This window comes from Microbacterium sp. CGR2 (assembly GCF_003626735.1).
Classification (GTDB): domain Bacteria; phylum Actinomycetota; class Actinomycetes; order Actinomycetales; family Microbacteriaceae; genus Microbacterium.
Map to the genome: position 1 here is coordinate 1 of NZ_RBHX01000001.1, position 16,765 is coordinate 16,765.

Here is a 16,765-nt window from a genome sequence, read left to right on the forward strand (position 1 = left end):
AAGGGCAACTTCTCTATCTTACTGATCTTTTCCCTGTTGTCAAATCGCCTTCCGGCGACTGACTCGAGGGAACGAGTCAGTTCCTTCATCCAGATCACTCACTGAGTGGTTCTCGATTCGGGAGGTGTTCGATGCTTGAGGGGAGCCGGCCCGGAGGCTTTCGCTCAACCCTTTGGGGCGAACAAGTAATAAGTTACGCGGATCTCGGGAGTCCGGCAAATCCTGGCTGACCGCCGGGCGTGTCGTCCACCGTGCCCCCGGAAACACGGGGCTGGCCGGAGGTCGGGGCCCGGTTTCGCTCATGCCCTCCGCTCGGGCTCGAGCACTCCCCTCCGTGTACGAAGAAAGCCCCCGGCTTTCGCCAGGGGCTTTCTTGTCTTGTGGACCTCCGTAGTAGCTTCTCAAACCCCCGGAAGCCGCTCGGCTCGCTGATTTCCCGTGTCCTGCGCGGATCGCGGGCTCGTCGACCGCGTAAGCGGGCTACTCGGATCACCGATCAGCGCGGCCCGGTACGGGAAAATTCTCGTCAGCCTCAAACCCGTTTGAGCGTCTCCAATCGGGCTGAGCTGCTCGCCGGATACGCTGCCGGCGTGCCGGTGCGAGAGCTGGCTACGCGGTTCAAGGTGCACCGCGGCACGGTACGCGAGATAGCTCGGCAGGCTGGAATGGTGGCACGCCAGCCCCAGCTGGCCGACCTGATCCGACAGGACGCTGCCCGGCTCTACACGGACGGTCTGGCTCTCGCTCAGGTCGCGGACCAACTCGGCATCAGCAACGAGGCCGTGCGATCCGCAGTGCTCGCGTGCGGTGGCGCGGTGCGCACCGGGAGTCGTCGTCAAATCTGATCCGCCGAACCGTCTTTGCCGTCAGCTACCAGGTGGTCGTGTCACCAAGATCAGCTCAGCAGGGTTTGCGTCATCCCGACTTCGAATCTCAGGCAGGTGAGAGTCCCCGAGCGACGCCATCTGCATAGCGACCTTCGCCTGCTCGACTGCCGAAGCAACTGACTGCGCGGAGGCGATTGCGGCGTAGAACCTCGCGGCGAACATCACGGCAGCAATATCCGTGATCGACTCTGACATCCCGATGACCGTCGGGACCGTCTGCAAGAGATCATCGGCCCCTTCGAGACTCTCGCAGGCATTGAGTACGACGAGTTGGGGAGGCTGGTCAGTGGCGCCAAGCGCTTGGGCGAGAAGGCCGAACTCTACTTCGGCACCATCTACTGAGCCTTCCTCGTTCTCCAGGAGTACGCCCAAGAAGGAGGCGTGGCCTGAGAAGTGAACGACATGTGGCCTGTGATCGTTGAGGCCGTCGATCAAGTCTGATCCGGTCGCCGCGGGCAGATGCTCGATCGTCACCAAGTCTCGGAGCTTTGACGCTCTCAACGCCTGCTTCACCTGACGCACCTCCTGGTCTACGCGCAGCCAGACGCCGTTCGATTCAGTAGATCCGTCCGGATGCTCGATGACAGTTTCCACGGCCTGAGGATTTGCTGTGAGGTAGAGCACTCGCAGTGGTTCAGGCTTGGGCGGCTGTACCTCGACATAGCGGATCTGCGCATGGGGCCGAGTGAGCCTGCCCATCTCCCGAGCGTGAGTCTTCTCCCTTTGGCGACGACGATCGTCTGCACGATCCTGAGCACGTTGCTCGCCCTGTTCCGCGCCGCGCAGAGAGGTTCGCTTGCTTGCGATCGTCTTGCTCGCGTTCGCAATCTTTGTGCCGATGTCGCCCACCTTCTTCAACGCATCCGAGGCCTCCTTTTCCTTGCGTTCGGCCGCGCTGCGTGCCGAGCGCCGCGTAGCGTCGCTGTTGGTCTTCTCTGCGCGCGCGTGCTCGCTGCGCGCCTTAGCTGAAGCGTCGTCAGTCTTCTTCTGGTACTTCGACAGCTCCTTCTTGTGGCCGGCTACCGCCGTTTCCAGACGAGCTATGTCGGAACGCAATTGGTCGCTACGGGCCATGTGATGTCACCGTCCGTTTCTTCTGCAAGTCTGTTCGCTTGTCAGTCCATGCCGACAGCGATTTTCTTGAGCTTCCATCAAATTCCGCCATTGCGGTTTGGTGGCAGTGGCTCCTCACCGCGGGTAGCCAGCCACATGGTGTGCTCGCGACTGATGGCTTCCTCTGCGTCGGCCACCGCCTGCGGCCACTCCTCGGCGCTCACTCCGCGAAGAACATCTGCTTGAACAGCAAGTTCGCCAGCCGCTACTCGGTATGCGGAGGTCAGTTGCGAGTGCTGCTTGATTGCTAGCCAGGCGGCTCCGCCAGCGACGAAGGCGGCGACGATACCGGCAAAGTCGAAGGGCTCGTCACGACCGAGGGAAATAGCCGCCGCCACGATGGCAAGCAACTCTCCGAGGAGGAGGGCGTACCGCCAGGCTGTGGCGCGAGTCTCGTTCTTTCGCGCGTTTGACGAGTACCAGTTGCGCTGCTCCTCCGTCCTATGTGCGAGGTACGAGTCTCTGCGTGTGGGGAATGCTGCTCGCCGGAGTTCCAACATGCTGTCCGTGAGGACGGCATCGCCAGGACCCACGTTGATTCGGTCTTTGCCACGTTGAAGAACTTCGGTGACTCGCGTACGAAGCAGTACCTCAGCTTCTCCCTCCGTGACACCTGGCCCGAATGGTTCTCCCTGGACGGCGAAACGCCACGCGAGCGTCTTCGTGGACTCCGCGACTGCGCGTCCGGAGTACCAGTCGCGCTCGGGCTGGAATCGGATCAGGGCGAGTTCGGCCAATGCCGCGGCAATGAACGCGACGAGAAGTACGAGGCCAGAGAAGTCAAAACTTCCAATGGCGATGCCAATTGCTGCGGCGAGCGTGGCTATGAGAAGCGAGATTAGCCGCAGGGCGCTGAGCCGCACGTAGGTAGTCTGTCCGCGTCCCGATGCTTCACTCGCCGCATCGTGGATTCCGGGGAGCTTGATGTTTGTAGGGCCAGAAGAGTTGCCATGGTCACTCATCGTGTGCACGTGCTCATCGTGTTGGTAGGCATCGATCGGCCTCGACTAGTCGCAGAGATCGCCCGTTCGATGGCGTCGTCGAACTGATTGACATCAGCTGGCTCGTACCAATTCAGTATTTCAGCTCCGTACTCCGTCAAGCCATCCGGCACCGGCGCGTCCGGGTCGATCCGGATTCCGATGATGCCCTTTCCTTGGTCTTTGCTCCATTGGATTTCTTTCTCAACCCAATCACTATCAGCGGTGTTCTTTCCGATGAGCACTACTGTCGCGGAGCTGCCGCTGATCCTTTCCTTGATCTTCCGGCTTATGTAGTCCGGGTCGCGACTCTTGACTGGGTCGAGGAGGTGTCGACCTGTGAAGTCGATGTTGACATTCTTGTTGTAGGTCATCAGGTTGAGGCCGCGCGCCTTCATTTGATCGGCGTGCTGATAACTGATGAAGACGCGTCGTGTCATGCCTTTTCCTCCACTGGCACGAGCGTGGCGGTCTTCTTGCAGAGCGGGCACCGCTTAAGCAATGCGCCGCTCTTGATCACGTACCCGCATTCGGGTTCACGGCAGCGCCATCTTCGAGTCTTGGAGCTATTGGGGACCTTCGACAGTTCCGCATCGGTTTGGTAGTAGTCGGCTGCGTCGTCCCAATTGAAGCCGGTTTCACGACCCCACGACGGATAGGCAAAGCCGGATCGAGCGCGGGCGAAGCGTTCGATCCGCCCAACCTCGTCGAGATAGTTGCCGGTCTGGTCGGGTTGACCGTCGCAGATTCTTGTCAGTGCGGCAACACTTTCAAATTCAATCGGCTTCATCGTTCGAAACGGCGCCGAGCAAATTGTTGCGAGAGGTTCTGGAAGTTCCCTCGTAAGGATGGGATTGATGAACCGAATCTCGCTCGCGGCTAGCGCGTAGTCATGATTGACCGCGCCCTGCGTCCCTTCGGTATACCAGCCGATCTTGTAGTACCCGGACAGCACGCGACCCTGGTGCTTCTTACGCGTAGTCAGGAAGAAGATCGTCGCAGCGCCGTCCTGCACGATGCGGTTGCGCATCGTTGGCTCGCAGGTAGAGAAGAGGCCGTAACTGCCTGTCTCGATGTTCGGATCGCTCTTGTTATCGCCTGGGCGAGTGATCTCACGGACAGGCCAGCGAGCTAGAGGCTCGGAGAAGTAAACCGAGAGGTAGCCCGACCCTCTGTCGTCGAGTGGGCGCCATGGATCGCTGAGGCGACGCGCCGTGGCGCCTGCCGATGTGACCGCAGGTCTTCCCATATCTTGATGATAGAGGTGACCTCTGACACCTCTACGAAGCCACGCTGTACGGGCAAAGGAGCTGTCCCATGTCCGAAGGGACACTCTCGATCCAGCCAGGAGCCGTGGTGGTGTTCGAAGGACTCGATCGAACCGGCAAGTCGACTCAGTTGAGCCGTCTCCGAGCGGCCCTCAGCCCAGAGTCAGCGGCTTTCGCCCACATGCCACGGGGCTTCGGCCGCTTCACTAAGCGTGTGTACGCAGCCCTGGAAGCTGAGGAGGTAGACGAGAAGCCCTCGTCGGGGCTCGCCCAGCAACTCGCACACCTTGCATGTCACGCGGAGTCGATCAGGCGGCTGACCGAGTCGGTCGCGTCGAGCGCGCTGGTGCTGGATCGCTGGTGGTGGTCCACGATCGCGTACGGCTGGTACGGCGGGTCGGTCGAGCAGTCAGGGCTTTCCGAGGCAAGCTTCCGTGACCTCATCGACACGATATGGTCCCCGATCGTCCCATCTGTTGTGTTCGTGTTTCTCGAACCTCACCAGCTTGACAGCAGTAACAACAAAGGCGTCGAAGCCGGCTATCGCGCTCTCATCGAACAGCATCCTGACGTCGCTGTTGTCGTGCACAGCGCCTCCGAGGATGCTGTCCACGCGCTGGTGCTGGAGACACTGTCGGAGCGCGGTCTGGCCAGCGGCCAGGATCAGTGATGCTCGATGTCGACCTACCGGGACGTGCAGGCCGCCTTCGTCGAGGAACTGCGCTCGATCATGGAGTTCGGAGAACACATCGAGGTTCGCGGCCAGTCAACGCGTGAGCTACGAGCACGACTCATCGAGATCAAAGACATCCGTGCCCGATATGTGGTGGTGCCGCATCGTCACAACAACGTCTTCGCGTCCATCGCCGAAAGCATGTGGGTAATCTCTGGACGGAATGATCTCGGGTACCTCGGCGCCTACTTGAAACGCGCACACGAGTTCTCCGACGACGGGACTACCTGGCGCGCAGGGTATGGTCCCCGGCTTCGCGACTGGAACGGCATCGACCAGTTGGCCGAAGTCGTGGCGATCCTGCGAGCAGACCCATCATCGCGGCGAGCTGTCGTGAGCATCTTCGATCCCGATCGCGACTTCGTCAGTAGCAATGATATTCCTTGCAACAACTGGCTCCACTTCCTCATCCGCGACGGGCGACTTGACCTTCACATTGCGGCGCGAAGCACTGATATCTGGTGGGGATTCTCGGGTATCAATGCCTTCGAATGGACACTCTTGCTCGAAATGATGGCCCATTGGCTTGATCAGGAACCTGGTCGCCTGGTGTTCTTCAGCTCATCCATCCACTTGTATCAACGGCACTTCGAACCGGCCACTCAAATGTTGCAACATGTGAGCGACACAGGGGAAGCCCACGGCCAGGACGACACTGCACCTCTGACGTTCAGCACGTCCTGGGACGACTTCCCTGCTGAGTTGGAAGAGTGGATGCGCGTAGAGACGGCCGTACGGTCCGGCGATAGTCTTGACGCCCTCAACTATGTCCTCACCGATCCTCTGCTAACCGGCTATGCGCGCATGATCGATGTGTTCTGGGCTTTCAAACGCGGCGCGGACGATACCGACCTCGAACGACGCTTGTGTGGCATCGGCGACAGCAGGCTGATGATCGCAGCAGCGGAGTACCTAGGGCGTCCTGAGCGACTGAGCCACTAGAGAAAGTCCTGTGTGTACTAGACCACGGCCACGGCACCGGCAGTCACCGACGCCGCCGGGTCGTTGATTCCCCACTTCGGGGGAAAGAAGGGTGTGCCCGGTGAGCCAAGTGGAGCGAACTGCTGCTTGATTCGACTACGGCCTCCTACTCCGCGCACGTGCGGGTGCATCACGCGGGCATACTTGTCTGTTTCGCAAAAGAGATTCTGGCAGTCAATGAGTGTCAGCGACCGGCCGAATAGATTCTCGAACTCGATACCGTTCTGCTCAAACTGCTCCTCCTGAGTGTCCACCATCCATCGGATCAGCTCTTCGGCAGGCAATCCATCGAGATCTGGGAAGCACTTCGCAATACCACTACGCGCCCCTGGGCCAGGTACCACAAAGTCGTTCTCGCCGAAGTCGAGAAGGGTCGTGTAGTTCAGGTCGATCGCGAGTTGATACGACAGGAAGGGGCCCAATGAAGGGAATGAAGAGATCGTCTCAAAAACGTCGCGTAGCAACGCCGCCCCAGTGAGCTGTTCAGTAACCCTGGATCGCATCATGTGCTCGGCCAGAAGCAAGTGATTGCGGTGCTTTCTCGCCGCACCGAATGGAGGAGGCGGAACGATGTATGCCGCGGAATATACCCGCTCTCCGCGGGAGAGTAGTCCGTCTAGAACCTCGCTGAACGCATCGACGTCGAACGAGTCCGCTGTAATTTCTCCGAAGCGATCCTCAAGTACGCTCCATGTGGAAGGCTTGTTGAAGAATCGGAACAACAGGACCCTGAGCACGAGATCCCGTGGTTCTTGCGATCCAGCGTAGGCGATACGAATTAGGTCCTGCGACACGCGATCGGCTGCGCGATAGGCATTCGTAAATCGAAAGCGTGAGATGACAGGATCATCGGTCCACGGCGCCGACTCTCCGCGAAGACGGGCGTGATAGACATGCTGCCGCTCGGCGGCGAAGCGCCAGTAAGACGGCAATACTTCAGAGACCACGACGTTACGCCGTCCAATACGCAAGCGTCGCATGGGCTCTTCCTGTCCTTGGGGTCTGGGTTCGACCGTGGCTCAAGACTGCCATGCGCCGGACGCGCGATCGCAGAGGCTCGCTCTACCGGCGCGAACCCCAGGCGGTCGAGCTACACCGAGACCGTCTGCTGGACATCCTCGGCCTTGAGGGCGCCACCGCTCTCGGCAAACGACGTCATGCGCCGGTCCCGAAGGCATGCCCGGAGGAGCAGGACGAGGCTGATCGGCCCGACCCAAAGCATCTTGAGCATGTTCCAGATGCCCCACAGCACGACCAGGTGCAACCAGCCGGGACCGCCGTCGGCGATGAGCTGGACGCACACGTTCGCGATCAACAAATATGGGATCGCGAGCAGCATCGCCGGGACGCCCCACTTCAACCCGCGGCGGCGGGTGCGGATCGCATCCAGCAGGATGTTGGTGGGCAGGTAGCGCCGCAGATAGTAGCGGGTGTGGACGCTCGCGGCCCAGATCAGACGGATCATGGCTCTTGTTCCTCTCCATCGCACAGGTATGTCCGGTGAGGCGGTGCGTTGGAGAGTGACCCGAAGGTCTGCCGCAAGCGGCGCGTTACAGAGGAGAAATCCGCTTCACGTCGAAGTCTACGCCCGATCTCCGACAGGGGAAAGAGGTCGCCGAGAGGCTGGGTGGCGGCACGCTCACAAGGTCGGCCCGACGTGCTCCCTCCCGGCTGCCGGTCGTGGGGCGGCAGCAGACGTAGAAGTCTGCGTGATCGCCTGCGCTCGTTCGAGCGCAGTCCGTGCGCGGGCAGCGTCGATCTTCTGCACCGTGGTCTCCGGCGCCGGGCCGAGGGGTGTGTCGTCGGTGATGTTGTACCTGTCGCGGTAAGCGGCGACGGTGCCTGCGTGCTGCCGCCACGCTGCTGTCTTGTGTGGGTCGCGGGGTGGTGTTCCGAGGGGCTTCATCCACGGGGCTTTCGCGTCCAAGGCGATGTCCAGGACGGCGTTGGCGCGCTGCTCGATCAGCTCCCGGCGCTCGTCCAGCGCTTGCCGCATATCGGTGCTCATCGATCCTCGCGCAGCGGGGACGAGACCGGCGATCAGCCTCGGCGCTTTCCTCGTGCGACCGGACCCGGCGGGTCGTGCGGTGGCTCGGGCGACGCGGTGGTGCAGGACAGAGGCGATGTCGTCGGCGTCGGCGAACCCGCGTGCGGCGACCAATCGCGGGAGCATCGTGTCGAGGGCGTGGTGGTTCGCTTCGGCGCGTCGGAGTTCGGCGGTGAGCGCCCCGAAGGCTTCGGACTCGATGGCCGTGTCCGCTTGCTCAGGGCTCAGGCCGGACGCGCGAACCAGGTTCACCCAGCGGTCGTGTTGGGCTGCGGCGGCGATGGTCTCGTACTCGGCAGCGAGCTGAGCGATCGAGCCCCAGTGTTCGTGTTCGGCGGTGATGGTCTCGTGCGCGGACAGCTCGGCACCCGCATGTTGTAGGACTCCGTAGAGCACGGACCGGGCAGTGGTGTCGGGGTTGTCGGCCGGATGCGGATGGGCGTGCTCGTCGGCCCGGTCGAGGATCACATAGGCGTAGTTGGCGTGCTTGCCGCGGGTCATGGCAACGTAGAAGTTTTCTCTCGTGGCGGTCGGCTCCGCCAGGACGTGTGCGGTGTCGGTGGTGACGCCCTGGGCACGGTGGGCGGTGACGGCGTAGCCAAGATCGGCGTGCTCGGCGACATAGGCCGCCGGAAGGACGATGGAGCCCCCGAACCGGCGTCTGGTCTTGCGGATGGTGACCGAGCCGTCGTCGCGGACGCCGGTGATGGTCCAGGTGTCGCCGTTGCGCACCCAGTCCTTGCCGGTGCGTAGCCGGCGGTCGTTGCGGCGGGTGATGATCGTGTCCCCGACTCCGGCCGTGGTGCCGTCGTTCAGTTCGACATCGCGGCCGGGCGTGAGGGTGCCGTCGAGGATCAGGTCCGCTCGGGCACGAGTGTTGAGGGTGGTTACCTGGTCGCGGGTCTCGGCGATCAGCACCGACACTAGCCCCTGGTCGCGATCAGCGCGCCAGGCTGTGTAGGCGGTGTCGGTCATCGCTTCGGCGTCACCCTCGCGAATGCGGTCGTGGTTGAGGTACGTGTCGATCACCTCGGTACGTCCGTGACGCAGGGCAAGGGAGGCGGTCTTCTCCCACGGGTTGATGAATCTGTGTACGTCGACCAGCTCTGGCGTGTCGTCTCGGTCGTTCACGAGGAGTCCGAAGGCGCCGCCGGCGTCCACTGACTGGAGCTGGGCGAAGTCGCCGACCAGCAGCACTTTCGCCCCGGCCCGTTCGGCCAGGTGGGTTATCCGGTCCAGGGACAGGGTTCCAGCCAGGGAGGCTTCGTCAATGATGACGAGCTGACCCGCCTCGAAGGTGGTGCCATGGGTGAGGTGGTTGGTCCACCACTTCGCCGTGTTCTCCGTCGCGATGCCGAGGTCGTCGGCGAGCACTTGCGCGGCTACCGCCGAGGGTGCGAGCCCGACCACGGAACCGGTGCCGTGTTCGGTCTCCCACGCCTGCCGCAAGGCAGACATGGCGGTGGTCTTTCCCGCACCGGCCGGGCCGACCAGCACGTCGAGCATCCGGCCGGAGACGGCGATCTTCATCAGGGCGTCGGCCTGGTCCTCTCCGAGCATTCGTCCCTCGGCGTCAGGGCGGGAGGTGGTCTTCTCCATCGTGTCCACTGGGACCGTGGGGGCGATCATGGTGCGGGAGCGGTCGAGTAGCCGGTCCTCGGCCTCAAGCAACAGTTCGGAGGAGAATACGGTCGAGTGCTTGGGCCGGAACACGCTCGTACTATCCACCCGGCGGAACGTCGCAGGGCTGGTGGCGAGATCGGGCGGGGTGAGGCGCAGCGACGCTTGTTCGGCCGAATCGGTGACCATCCCGACGATCGCTTCCCGATCCCGGGCGGTGGCGAACCGCCATCCCATCGTCTGCCGGGAGGCCTCCGCATGCAGGTTCCACCGGCGCCACGTGGATCGCTTCTCTCCCACGAGGCCGACCACGGTCTGGCCAAGTTCAGCGATCAGTTCCAGGGGCACGTCATCGGCCCGCAACACCAGCCCGGAGTCGTTGGCGGTCACGCTGCCAGCCCAGGTCGTCGCGTCATGACCGAGGACTGTGGTGGCGCGGGTGCGCCACTGGTCGGCGAGGCTCTCCAGCGACCGGACCTCCTTGTCCGGCCGGGTGGACAGTGTGGCTTGCGCGCGGAGCTTCACGATCGTCGTCTTCGATGGTCTGTGCCCGTGCTTGTCCACGTGGTCGGCTATGAGCCGGTCGGTTTCGGCCTCGATGTCGTGGGACCGGGTGGAGAACGCCGCGATCAGCTCTTCTGGGACATCGGTGATCTCCCATGACGGGTTCCGATCCCGGCCCCGCGTCCTGGTCTCCCACGCCAGGCCGAAGGTGCGGGTGAGTCGGTCGGCCAGTACCGCGTTGTAGTGCTCGGACAGGGCGACCACTGCGGCGTGCATCGGTCGCCCGTCCAAGGACCGCCACTTCCCATCGAACGCGGTCTGCACCTTGTTGGACACGACGACGTGGGTGTGAAGCTGCGGGTCACCGGCACGGGAGTCGTAATGGTCGAACCCGGTGGCGACCAGCCCGGTCACATCGACTTGCGCGACCGCCCCATCACCGGCCGTGGTGCCGGTCCGGGTGGCGGCGACCTCGCGCTCCATGAAGTCCAGCACCTCGACGACCGCGTCGTGGTGGACTTGGGCGATCAGCGCCTGTGTCCCGGCGTCGGCGATGCCCCAGAGCACCGAAACCGACTTCGGCACACTGAACGTGTAGTCGAACCCGGCAACGGCCCGTCGGCTTCCTCGCGTGGTCTCCTCGGCCTCGATCTGCGCGACCGCACCACCCCGGCCAGCCGGCCCCATCTCGTCCGGTAGCTGCTCGACGCGCGCTTTGATCCGCTCGGCCACCGGAGCGTACTCAGGGAACGCCTTACCCAACGGCTCACCGGTCACCGGGTTGCGGCCCATGCCGACCAGAAGCTGAAGCTGCGCCTCGGACACCCGGTCACCGACAGCCAACCGACCACCACCAAGCCCGGCGAGGCCAGAACCGAGCCACCGTCCGGGCGGCGTTCCCGCCTCGGCGTAGTAGCGCGTGAGCGGTGTCGATAGTGAGCGATCACCGTCAGCGGCGGCCACTGAGCGCAGGAGGTACTTGTAGCCGTCGCCGGCACTCATCACCCGCATCGAGACCGTCATACCGGGAAGGTGCACCCGGCATCGAGCAAGCAGCATCAAGTCGGAGTCTGGCGGTGCTTTCGGAGGAGCTGGCGATACCGGGTTGGAGTAACGCCAACCACCTGACGAAACACTCGGGCGGCGTGACCGCGGCTGCGCCAGCCGACCTGACGCATCGCCGACTCGATCGGCAGGTTGGTCTCTCGGAGCAGCCGTGCCAGATGTTCGGCCCGCACGGTCGCGAGATACGTCATCGGGGTCTTGCCGTAGGCGTCGACGAACACTCGGCCGACCTGCGATGGCGAGAGATGCACCGCTGCGGCGATCTCGTGGAGTGTCCATCGGTGCTCGGGTTTGGCGTGAAACAGGCCAGCTGCCTGCCGGGCCTCGGTTCGCAAGGGTGCACATCGAAGCGGTGAGGATAGGCCGGGCCGAGTGACCGTACGTTGAGTCGGCGAGTGTCGCACGGGCGTGGTTCTCACGAACGGCATGATGACGTCGAGCACAGCGAACAACAGTGCTTGAAGCCGGTAGAAATTCGCTGGCGATGGTCCGTCCAGGCTCAGGGCAACCAGCTCGTCGAGCCACGGCCCCATGCTCTCGGCCCGGTCCTCCCCGAGACGCAGGATTTGAGCAGATTCGGAGTACAACTCATCGGCGAGGTCCTGAGCCTCCCACCGGTCGGCCAAGAAGGCAGAATGCTGCCAGAACACTTGATCGATCACACAGTCCCGGTCGAGACAGAGCGTCGTGACGGTGATCGAGCCCTCGGGTTGACTGCCGCACAGCGTGTTCGCGCCCAAAGCCACGGCGTCGCCGAGCTTGACGGGCTCCAACGCCGAACTCGCCGAGCAACATCGCCGATCCACTGCGAACGAAGATCAGCTTCACACAGTCATGCGCGACCGGCACCTGCGGCATGTGCACTGCCTGGGTAAGGGCAATGACAGGAGCGAACGGGTCCGGAATCTGGCTGTGCCCCTGAGCGGGGATGATGCTGGTGGCCATGATCGCAGCGGCGCCTGCCCGCATCCGATGCCCTGCCCCGAAGGTGCCTGGTTGGTTCAGGGCTGGAGCGTCTGGGGGAATCCTGTCCAGCGGAGTTCGGGGCGAAGGTGGCTCATATCGTTGAACATGCTGATGCTCGGGTGGGAACCGGGGCGGTACTCGATGACGGTGAGGGCGGTGTTTGCGCTGCTGAGTCCGAGCCAGCGCACGGGTGGCGCGTCAAGGGCGTCTCGGATAAGCCACGCGATCGGGTAGGCGTGAGTGATGAGCAGTTCGTGAACATCGTCATCGTGTTTCGGTGCGTGAGCGAACCGAGCGGTGAGGCTTTGCGCGATCTCGTAGCCTGCGGCTGCCTCCTGCGGGGCGTAGCCGTCGAAGAACGGCGTCCACGACGGGGGTGTTTCCTCCGGTTCGGGTACGTAGGGAATGTGGTCGATGAGTTCGGGGGCCTCGGCGACGGAGTTGCTCCCACCGAGGAACAAGTCAAGCTCTCGGGCTGTGTCGGCGGCTCGCGGCAGCGGGGAATGCCAGACCGCACCGATGGGAAGGTGGGCGAGGCGTTTTCCGAGGAGCCGGGCTTGTTCGCGGCCGGTGTCGGTGAGATTGCCGAAGGCGTCCGCGTCGCCATGTCGAGTGATGTAGAGATACCGAGTTGCCATGAGTACGTCTTCCTTTGCGTTCAGAGTGGAGTGATGGTTCCCGCTGTTCCATCGAGCGCAATCCGACGACCGTTCTCGATGAGGTTCAGGGCGTCAGGTACGCCGAGGACGGCGGGGATGCCGTACTCCCGGGCGACGATCGCGGCGTGTGAGAGGGCTCCGCCAATTTCCGTGACGACACCGGCAGCGATCGTGAACAGTGGCGTCCAGGCAGGATCGGTGTACGGACACACCACGATCTCGCCGGGCTGCACGGCAGCGAAGTCGGAGGGGCCACGAACGATCCGGGCCACCCCGATGACAGTTCCGTGTGATCCCGGCGTTCCCGTCAAGGTTCTGAATGGGAGCGGTGATCCGTGAGCCCGGACGGCAGGAAGTGACGCTGTGACGGGTCGCGCTTGCAGCACCCACACGGCGCCGTCGGCGACCGCCCACTCGATGTCTTGCGGGCCGCCTTGGATCTGCGCCATGCGGCTCCCCAGCCCGGTCAGAATCGCCACCGTTCCATCGTCCAGCGACCGCGCCTGTTGCTCCTCGGCGGCGACAGCACTCGCGATGACGCCGCCGCGCGCGACGTTGAGGTCGATACGGGTCTGTTTGCTCCCGACCGAATACCTGATCGATCCATCCGCCGCCACCTCATAGGAATCGGGAGCGACCGTTCCGCCCACGACGGCAAGGCCCAGACCCCAGGATGCTTCGATCCTGGTCGGCTCTCCTGACCGCTGAGGCGTGAACATGACGCCCGACACCTCGGCTTCGATCACGCGTTGCACGAGAACCGCCATGCCAGGAGCGGAGGGTGTGGCGCCGACTGTTGCCCGGTTCCAGTACTCGCCCACTCTCGACGCGTCGGCCGATGACCAGCAAGCCACTATCGCGTCGCACACCTCCGCCGTTCCCCGAGCACCGATGACGCTCTCGTACTGGCCCGCTGCCGAGGCGTCGGCGGTGTCCTCGTTCATGGCCGAGGAACGCACGGCGACAACAGGATCACCCATTCGGGCGAGCTCTCGGGCAACTTCGACGCGAAGAAACTCAGTGACCTCCATCCCCGCGGCATGCTCACCGTCATGCGGGACCACGAACCCATCAGGCACCGGCAAGCCCTCGCGCAGCAGGGTGCCGAGTGTCGCTGCCTTCCCTCCGCAACTCCCCGGAGTTGCGCGAGCAAGCCTCGTCAACATTCCACCTCCCTCAACATTTTGTTGACAACATCATGTTGATCGTAACAGGATGGGGTGCATGGAACGCAAGCACGACCTCGACCAACCCGCCAGCACCGACCACGAGCAGGCCGGACGGGAACACGACGCGCAAGAACGCATTTTCGCGATGGGCGCAGACCAGCTCGAACCGCGCCCGTGGCGGCCCGCACCGGCCCCGCCCACCGCAGTCGATCTGACGCAGTACGCGCTCTGGCGAGCGTCTGATCTGACACCCGAGGAGTTGCTGAGCGCCCTCACCCTGCTTCCATCGGCGCGAGCCGAGATCGAGGGGGCCGAAGTCGGACTGCTCTTCGTTGCCCGCAGCGAAGGACTGACCTGGGCGCAGATCGCTGTTGCCATGGGATTCCGCTCACCGCAAGCGTGCCAACAGTATGTGAACCGTCTCGCGGCCCGGCAGGACAAGCAGACATGAGCTGTCAGTCGGCGTCAGCGCTGCGGGTCTTGCACGCGGTTCGACTCGTCGGCTTCGCCGACGGTGATGCGGTTGCCGCGCGTGCCGGAACAGGCGTGGACGAGGCGCTGCGCACATTGCGCGAGGCGGAGCGCGAGGGCTGGGTGCAGCATCTCGCGTTCGCGGACCTCGATGGGTGGTCGCTGACCGACCTGGGCAAGTTCGAGAACGAACATCAGCTGGCAGCCGAGCGTGAGCGCAACGATCCGCACCAAACGGTCGCAGCCGTCTATCGCGACTTCCTCCCGCTCAACACACGCCTGGTGCGCGCTGTGACCGACTGGCAGATCAAGCCTTCCGACGACGACCGGTTCGCGCCCAACCAGCACAGCGACCGGGCCTGGGACGGGCAAGTGCTCGATGAGCTGACGCTACTCGGCAACGAGCTTGCTCCTTTGGTCACGCGCCTTTCGGAAGTTCTCGCGCGATTCGACGGGTACGCAGATCGCTACAACTCGGCTCTGCGCCGGGCCGTGAACGGCGAGCACGACTGGGTCGACAAGACCAAGTTGGACTCATGCCACCGAGTCTGGTTCCAACTCCACGAAGACCTCGTCGCCACCCTCGGCATCGATCGCCGCACGGAAACGCCCAGCGGCTCCGCGTAGAGCACACGGACGACAATCCTCCTCAGCAAGGCTGCGCCGGCATCAGTCTCCGCTCGATGAATGTCGCGCGTCGCGCACGCTAAGGGGTTGCGCGTTCGGCATCCGCAACGTGGCGCAAGATGGTTGCAACCTTGGGCATCACAGTCGCGACAAGTTGCTCATACAACGCAGGATGCTCGCCTGCGGACATCGAAATGCCGACGAGCAACTGATCCAGCGACGGCGCCTCCTGATCCTCCTCCTGGTACAGGCGGTTGGTCACGATCGCGAGCGAGGTAACAAACTCGGCGGCGAAGTCTCGCCCACTGGGGATCGAGACCAAGGCCTTGACGACATCAGCGGCCAGGTTGTCCGGGACCGCGCGCAACACACTCTCCTCGCCACTTTCGCTTGCCAGGGAGCGCTCCTCAAACATTCGATGAGCCTGAGATTCGCCGAGCCCACGGGTCAAAGTCGCGAGTTCGGCGTCACTGAGCGTCGGGGTCAGGTAGCTGACAAGCTTTGCCTCCGGCACGCCTCGCATCCCGATCAGGATCGTCTCACCGTCCCGGGCTCGACCCACCAGCTCCGGCAACATACGCCGCGCTTCCGCCTTCCCATACAACGGCCGCTTACTAGTCATCGCCCTCACCCTTCCGTACTTAGTTGTACGACAGTGTACAACTAAGTACACCTCGATCTGCAAGAGGTGTGACGCCTGCAAGAGCCGAGCGACGCCTGCGGAGGGGCTGGCTTAAACGGGTCTCGTCGCTCGGCACGACAGAGGGCTGCTCGTTGACATGGTGCGCGGAGGGCACGGCAGAAGGCGCCGCCTGTGGAGCGGGTGGGCGAGCACCTGGCGTCTGCCCAGCCCGGAGGGACTTCCCGCGAGGAGTCTGACCGGGGATCACCCGTCAGCCGGAGTCCTCATGCTCGACGCCCAATCACCCCGGCCGCCCGCTACGGGTCGGCTCCCTGTTCGGCGGCTCCGGCGGGCTCGACCTCGCCGTCGAACACGCCCTCGATGCCGAGACGATCGGGTTCTCCTAGAACGACGAGAAGGTCGCCCGCGTGTTCGCCCATCACTGGCCGGACGCCCCCACCCTAGGCGAGATCACCATGATCGGCTGGCCCGTTGTGCCGCCGGTTGACGTGCTGTGCGGGGGGCTTTCCATGCCAGGACGTTCGACGGTTGGCAAGCGGGCTGGCCTCGCACCCGGCGCCCGCTCTGGACTGTGGTCGCACATGGCCGAAGCGATCGACGCGCTGCAACCCCAACTCGTCGTCATCGAAAACGTACTCGGCCTGCTGTCCTCACCCGCCGTCCGCGCAGCCCTGGAAGGAGCCGACATGCGCACGCAACTCCGAGACTGCAACCCTTCGCGACCTGGAACCCGACCCGTGGGGTCTGGGAGACAGCGCAGCTCGACCTCTCCGGGCAGCCGGCGCCGTACTCGGCGATTTGGCCGACCTCGGGCTGGATGCGCAGTGGATCGGCCTACCAGCGTCCCTTGTCGGTGCCCCTCACCCCAAGCTTGAACGACGCCGCAGGACCACGGACAGCACCGGAGTTCGTGGAATGGCTCATTGGCCTCGGTGAGGGGTGGGCACGAACTCCGCGCACGGGCTCACGCCCGACCAGTAGATCACGGCGCTCGGCAACGGGGTGCTGCCTCTGCACGCGAGCGTCACGATC

At 63.7% G+C, this 16,765-nt stretch carries 17 protein-coding genes and 1 pseudogene; 6 read left to right on the plus strand and 12 right to left on the minus strand.

Annotation, left to right across the window (positions count from 1 at the left end; translation table 11 throughout):
• The first annotated feature begins 542 nt into the window (after positions 1 to 542).
• Entirely contained in the window at positions 543 to 845 is a 303-nt protein-coding gene (locus D7252_RS00005; protein ID WP_120773532.1) for a helix-turn-helix domain-containing protein, read from the plus strand.
• 21 nt (positions 846 to 866) lie between these two features.
• Here the strand turns inward: D7252_RS00005 and D7252_RS00010 are convergent, their stop codons facing one another.
• The 4 genes from D7252_RS00010 to D7252_RS00025 all read right to left on the minus strand — a co-directional run bounded on the left by D7252_RS00010 (position 867) and on the right by D7252_RS00025 (position 4,229).
• Positions 867 to 1,961, minus strand: coding sequence for a CHAT domain-containing protein (locus D7252_RS00010; RefSeq protein ID WP_120773533.1), 1,095 nt, complete (start codon positions 1,959 to 1,961; stop codon positions 867 to 869).
• 77 nt (positions 1,962 to 2,038) lie between these two features.
• A complete protein-coding gene (locus D7252_RS00015) occupies positions 2,039 to 2,962 on the minus strand; it encodes a DUF4231 domain-containing protein (RefSeq protein WP_147406670.1) in 924 nt (307 codons plus the stop codon).
• Positions 2,959 to 3,420, minus strand: a complete 462-nt coding sequence (locus D7252_RS00020; protein WP_120773535.1) for a TIR domain-containing protein — start codon at positions 3,418 to 3,420, stop codon at positions 2,959 to 2,961. The genes D7252_RS00015 and D7252_RS00020 overlap by 4 nt, the downstream gene beginning before the upstream one ends.
• Positions 3,417 to 4,229 carry a hypothetical protein gene (locus D7252_RS00025; protein ID WP_147406671.1) on the minus strand — a complete coding sequence of 271 codons (813 nt, stop codon included), beginning with the start codon at positions 4,227 to 4,229 and terminating at the stop codon, positions 3,417 to 3,419. The genes D7252_RS00020 and D7252_RS00025 overlap by 4 nt, the downstream gene beginning before the upstream one ends.
• A gap of 68 nt (positions 4,230 to 4,297) precedes the next feature.
• Between D7252_RS00025 and D7252_RS00030 the strand changes: the two genes are divergently transcribed.
• Together D7252_RS00030 and D7252_RS00035 are read left to right on the plus strand one after the other, a co-directional pair.
• Entirely contained in the window at positions 4,298 to 4,918 is a 621-nt protein-coding gene (locus D7252_RS00030; RefSeq protein ID WP_120773537.1) for a hypothetical protein, read from the plus strand.
• A 6-nt stretch (positions 4,919 to 4,924) separates the two neighbouring features.
• Positions 4,925 to 5,923, plus strand: a complete 999-nt coding sequence (locus tag D7252_RS00035) for a thymidylate synthase (protein ID WP_120773538.1) — start codon at positions 4,925 to 4,927, stop codon at positions 5,921 to 5,923.
• A gap of 17 nt (positions 5,924 to 5,940) precedes the next feature.
• Here D7252_RS00035 and D7252_RS00040 read toward each other — a convergent pair whose 3' ends face one another.
• The 6 genes and pseudogenes from D7252_RS00040 to D7252_RS00065 all read right to left on the minus strand — a co-directional run bounded on the left by D7252_RS00040 (position 5,941) and on the right by D7252_RS00065 (position 13,902).
• Positions 5,941 to 6,942, minus strand: coding sequence for a nucleotide kinase domain-containing protein (locus D7252_RS00040; RefSeq protein ID WP_120773539.1), 1,002 nt, complete (start codon positions 6,940 to 6,942; stop codon positions 5,941 to 5,943).
• Positions 6,943 to 7,052: 110 nt separating this feature from the next.
• On the minus strand, positions 7,053 to 7,427 hold the full coding sequence (locus tag D7252_RS00045) for a hypothetical protein (RefSeq protein WP_251050532.1): 375 nt from the start codon (positions 7,425 to 7,427) through the stop codon (positions 7,053 to 7,055).
• 174 nt (positions 7,428 to 7,601) lie between these two features.
• Positions 7,602 to 11,156, minus strand: a complete 3,555-nt coding sequence (gene mobF, locus D7252_RS00050) for a MobF family relaxase (RefSeq protein WP_183055363.1) — start codon at positions 11,154 to 11,156, stop codon at positions 7,602 to 7,604.
• Between the two features lie 35 nt (positions 11,157 to 11,191).
• Positions 11,192 to 12,056: pseudogene (locus D7252_RS00055) on the minus strand (helix-turn-helix transcriptional regulator).
• Positions 12,057 to 12,199: 143 nt separating this feature from the next.
• Positions 12,200 to 12,802, minus strand: coding sequence for a histidine phosphatase family protein (locus D7252_RS00060; RefSeq protein ID WP_120773540.1), 603 nt, complete (start codon positions 12,800 to 12,802; stop codon positions 12,200 to 12,202).
• A gap of 20 nt (positions 12,803 to 12,822) precedes the next feature.
• On the minus strand, positions 12,823 to 13,902 hold the full coding sequence (locus tag D7252_RS00065; protein ID WP_259461020.1) for a PEP/pyruvate-binding domain-containing protein: 1,080 nt from the start codon (positions 13,900 to 13,902) through the stop codon (positions 12,823 to 12,825).
• A 145-nt stretch (positions 13,903 to 14,047) separates the two neighbouring features.
• Between D7252_RS00065 and D7252_RS00070 the strand changes: the two genes are divergently transcribed.
• Both D7252_RS00070 and D7252_RS00075 read left to right on the plus strand, forming a co-directional pair.
• Entirely contained in the window at positions 14,048 to 14,443 is a 396-nt protein-coding gene (locus tag D7252_RS00070; RefSeq protein ID WP_120773542.1) for a DNA-binding protein, read from the plus strand.
• Complete coding sequence (locus D7252_RS00075; RefSeq protein WP_120773543.1) at positions 14,440 to 15,090, plus strand: transcriptional regulator; 651 nt, start codon at positions 14,440 to 14,442, stop codon at positions 15,088 to 15,090. Before D7252_RS00070 ends, D7252_RS00075 begins: the two co-directional genes overlap by 4 nt.
• Before the next feature lie 79 nt (positions 15,091 to 15,169).
• On the opposite strand, the gene D7252_RS00080 is transcribed toward D7252_RS00075, so the two are convergent.
• Positions 15,170 to 15,712: a type II toxin-antitoxin system Phd/YefM family antitoxin gene (locus D7252_RS00080; protein ID WP_147406672.1), complete on the minus strand. Its 543-nt coding sequence runs from the start codon at positions 15,710 to 15,712 to the stop codon at positions 15,170 to 15,172.
• 317 nt (positions 15,713 to 16,029) lie between these two features.
• Positions 16,030 to 16,152 carry a hypothetical protein gene (locus tag D7252_RS20280; protein WP_259461021.1) on the minus strand — a complete coding sequence of 41 codons (123 nt, stop codon included), beginning with the start codon at positions 16,150 to 16,152 and terminating at the stop codon, positions 16,030 to 16,032.
• On the opposite strand from D7252_RS20280, the gene D7252_RS00085 reads away from it, so the two are divergent.
• Complete coding sequence (locus D7252_RS00085) at positions 16,141 to 16,608, plus strand: DNA cytosine methyltransferase (protein WP_259461022.1); 468 nt, start codon at positions 16,141 to 16,143, stop codon at positions 16,606 to 16,608. The two genes, D7252_RS20280 and D7252_RS00085, sit on opposite strands and share 12 nt — an antisense overlap.
• Positions 16,609 to 16,765: the final 157 nt, after the last annotated feature.

Bases quoted from the DNA above. Each gene is read 5' to 3' on its own strand.
- D7252_RS00010 (WP_120773533.1), bottom strand. From the start codon at position 1,961: ATGGCCCGTAGCGACCAATTGCGTTCCGACATAGCTCGTCTGGAAACG.
- D7252_RS00015 (WP_147406670.1), bottom strand. From the start codon at position 2,962: ATGAGTGACCATGGCAACTCTTCTGGCCCTACAAACATCAAGCTCCCC.
- D7252_RS00020 (WP_120773535.1), bottom strand. From the start codon at position 3,420: ATGACACGACGCGTCTTCATCAGTTATCAGCACGCCGATCAAATGAAG.
- D7252_RS00025 (WP_147406671.1), bottom strand. From the start codon at position 4,229: ATGGGAAGACCTGCGGTCACATCGGCAGGCGCCACGGCGCGTCGCCTC.
- D7252_RS00030 (WP_120773537.1), top strand. From the start codon at position 4,298: ATGTCCGAAGGGACACTCTCGATCCAGCCAGGAGCCGTGGTGGTGTTC.
- D7252_RS00035 (WP_120773538.1), top strand. From the start codon at position 4,925: ATGTCGACCTACCGGGACGTGCAGGCCGCCTTCGTCGAGGAACTGCGC.
- D7252_RS00040 (WP_120773539.1), bottom strand. From the start codon at position 6,942: ATGCGACGCTTGCGTATTGGACGGCGTAACGTCGTGGTCTCTGAAGTA.
- D7252_RS00045 (WP_251050532.1), bottom strand. From the start codon at position 7,427: ATGATCCGTCTGATCTGGGCCGCGAGCGTCCACACCCGCTACTATCTG.
- mobF (WP_183055363.1), bottom strand. From the start codon at position 11,156: ATGACGGTCTCGATGCGGGTGATGAGTGCCGGCGACGGCTACAAGTAC.
- D7252_RS00060 (WP_120773540.1), bottom strand. From the start codon at position 12,802: ATGGCAACTCGGTATCTCTACATCACTCGACATGGCGACGCGGACGCC.
- D7252_RS00070 (WP_120773542.1), top strand. From the start codon at position 14,048: ATGGAACGCAAGCACGACCTCGACCAACCCGCCAGCACCGACCACGAG.
- D7252_RS00075 (WP_120773543.1), top strand. From the start codon at position 14,440: ATGAGCTGTCAGTCGGCGTCAGCGCTGCGGGTCTTGCACGCGGTTCGA.
- D7252_RS00080 (WP_147406672.1), bottom strand. From the start codon at position 15,712: ATGACTAGTAAGCGGCCGTTGTATGGGAAGGCGGAAGCGCGGCGTATG.
- D7252_RS20280 (WP_259461021.1), bottom strand. From the start codon at position 16,152: ATGGGCGAACACGCGGGCGACCTTCTCGTCGTTCTAGGAGAACCCGAT.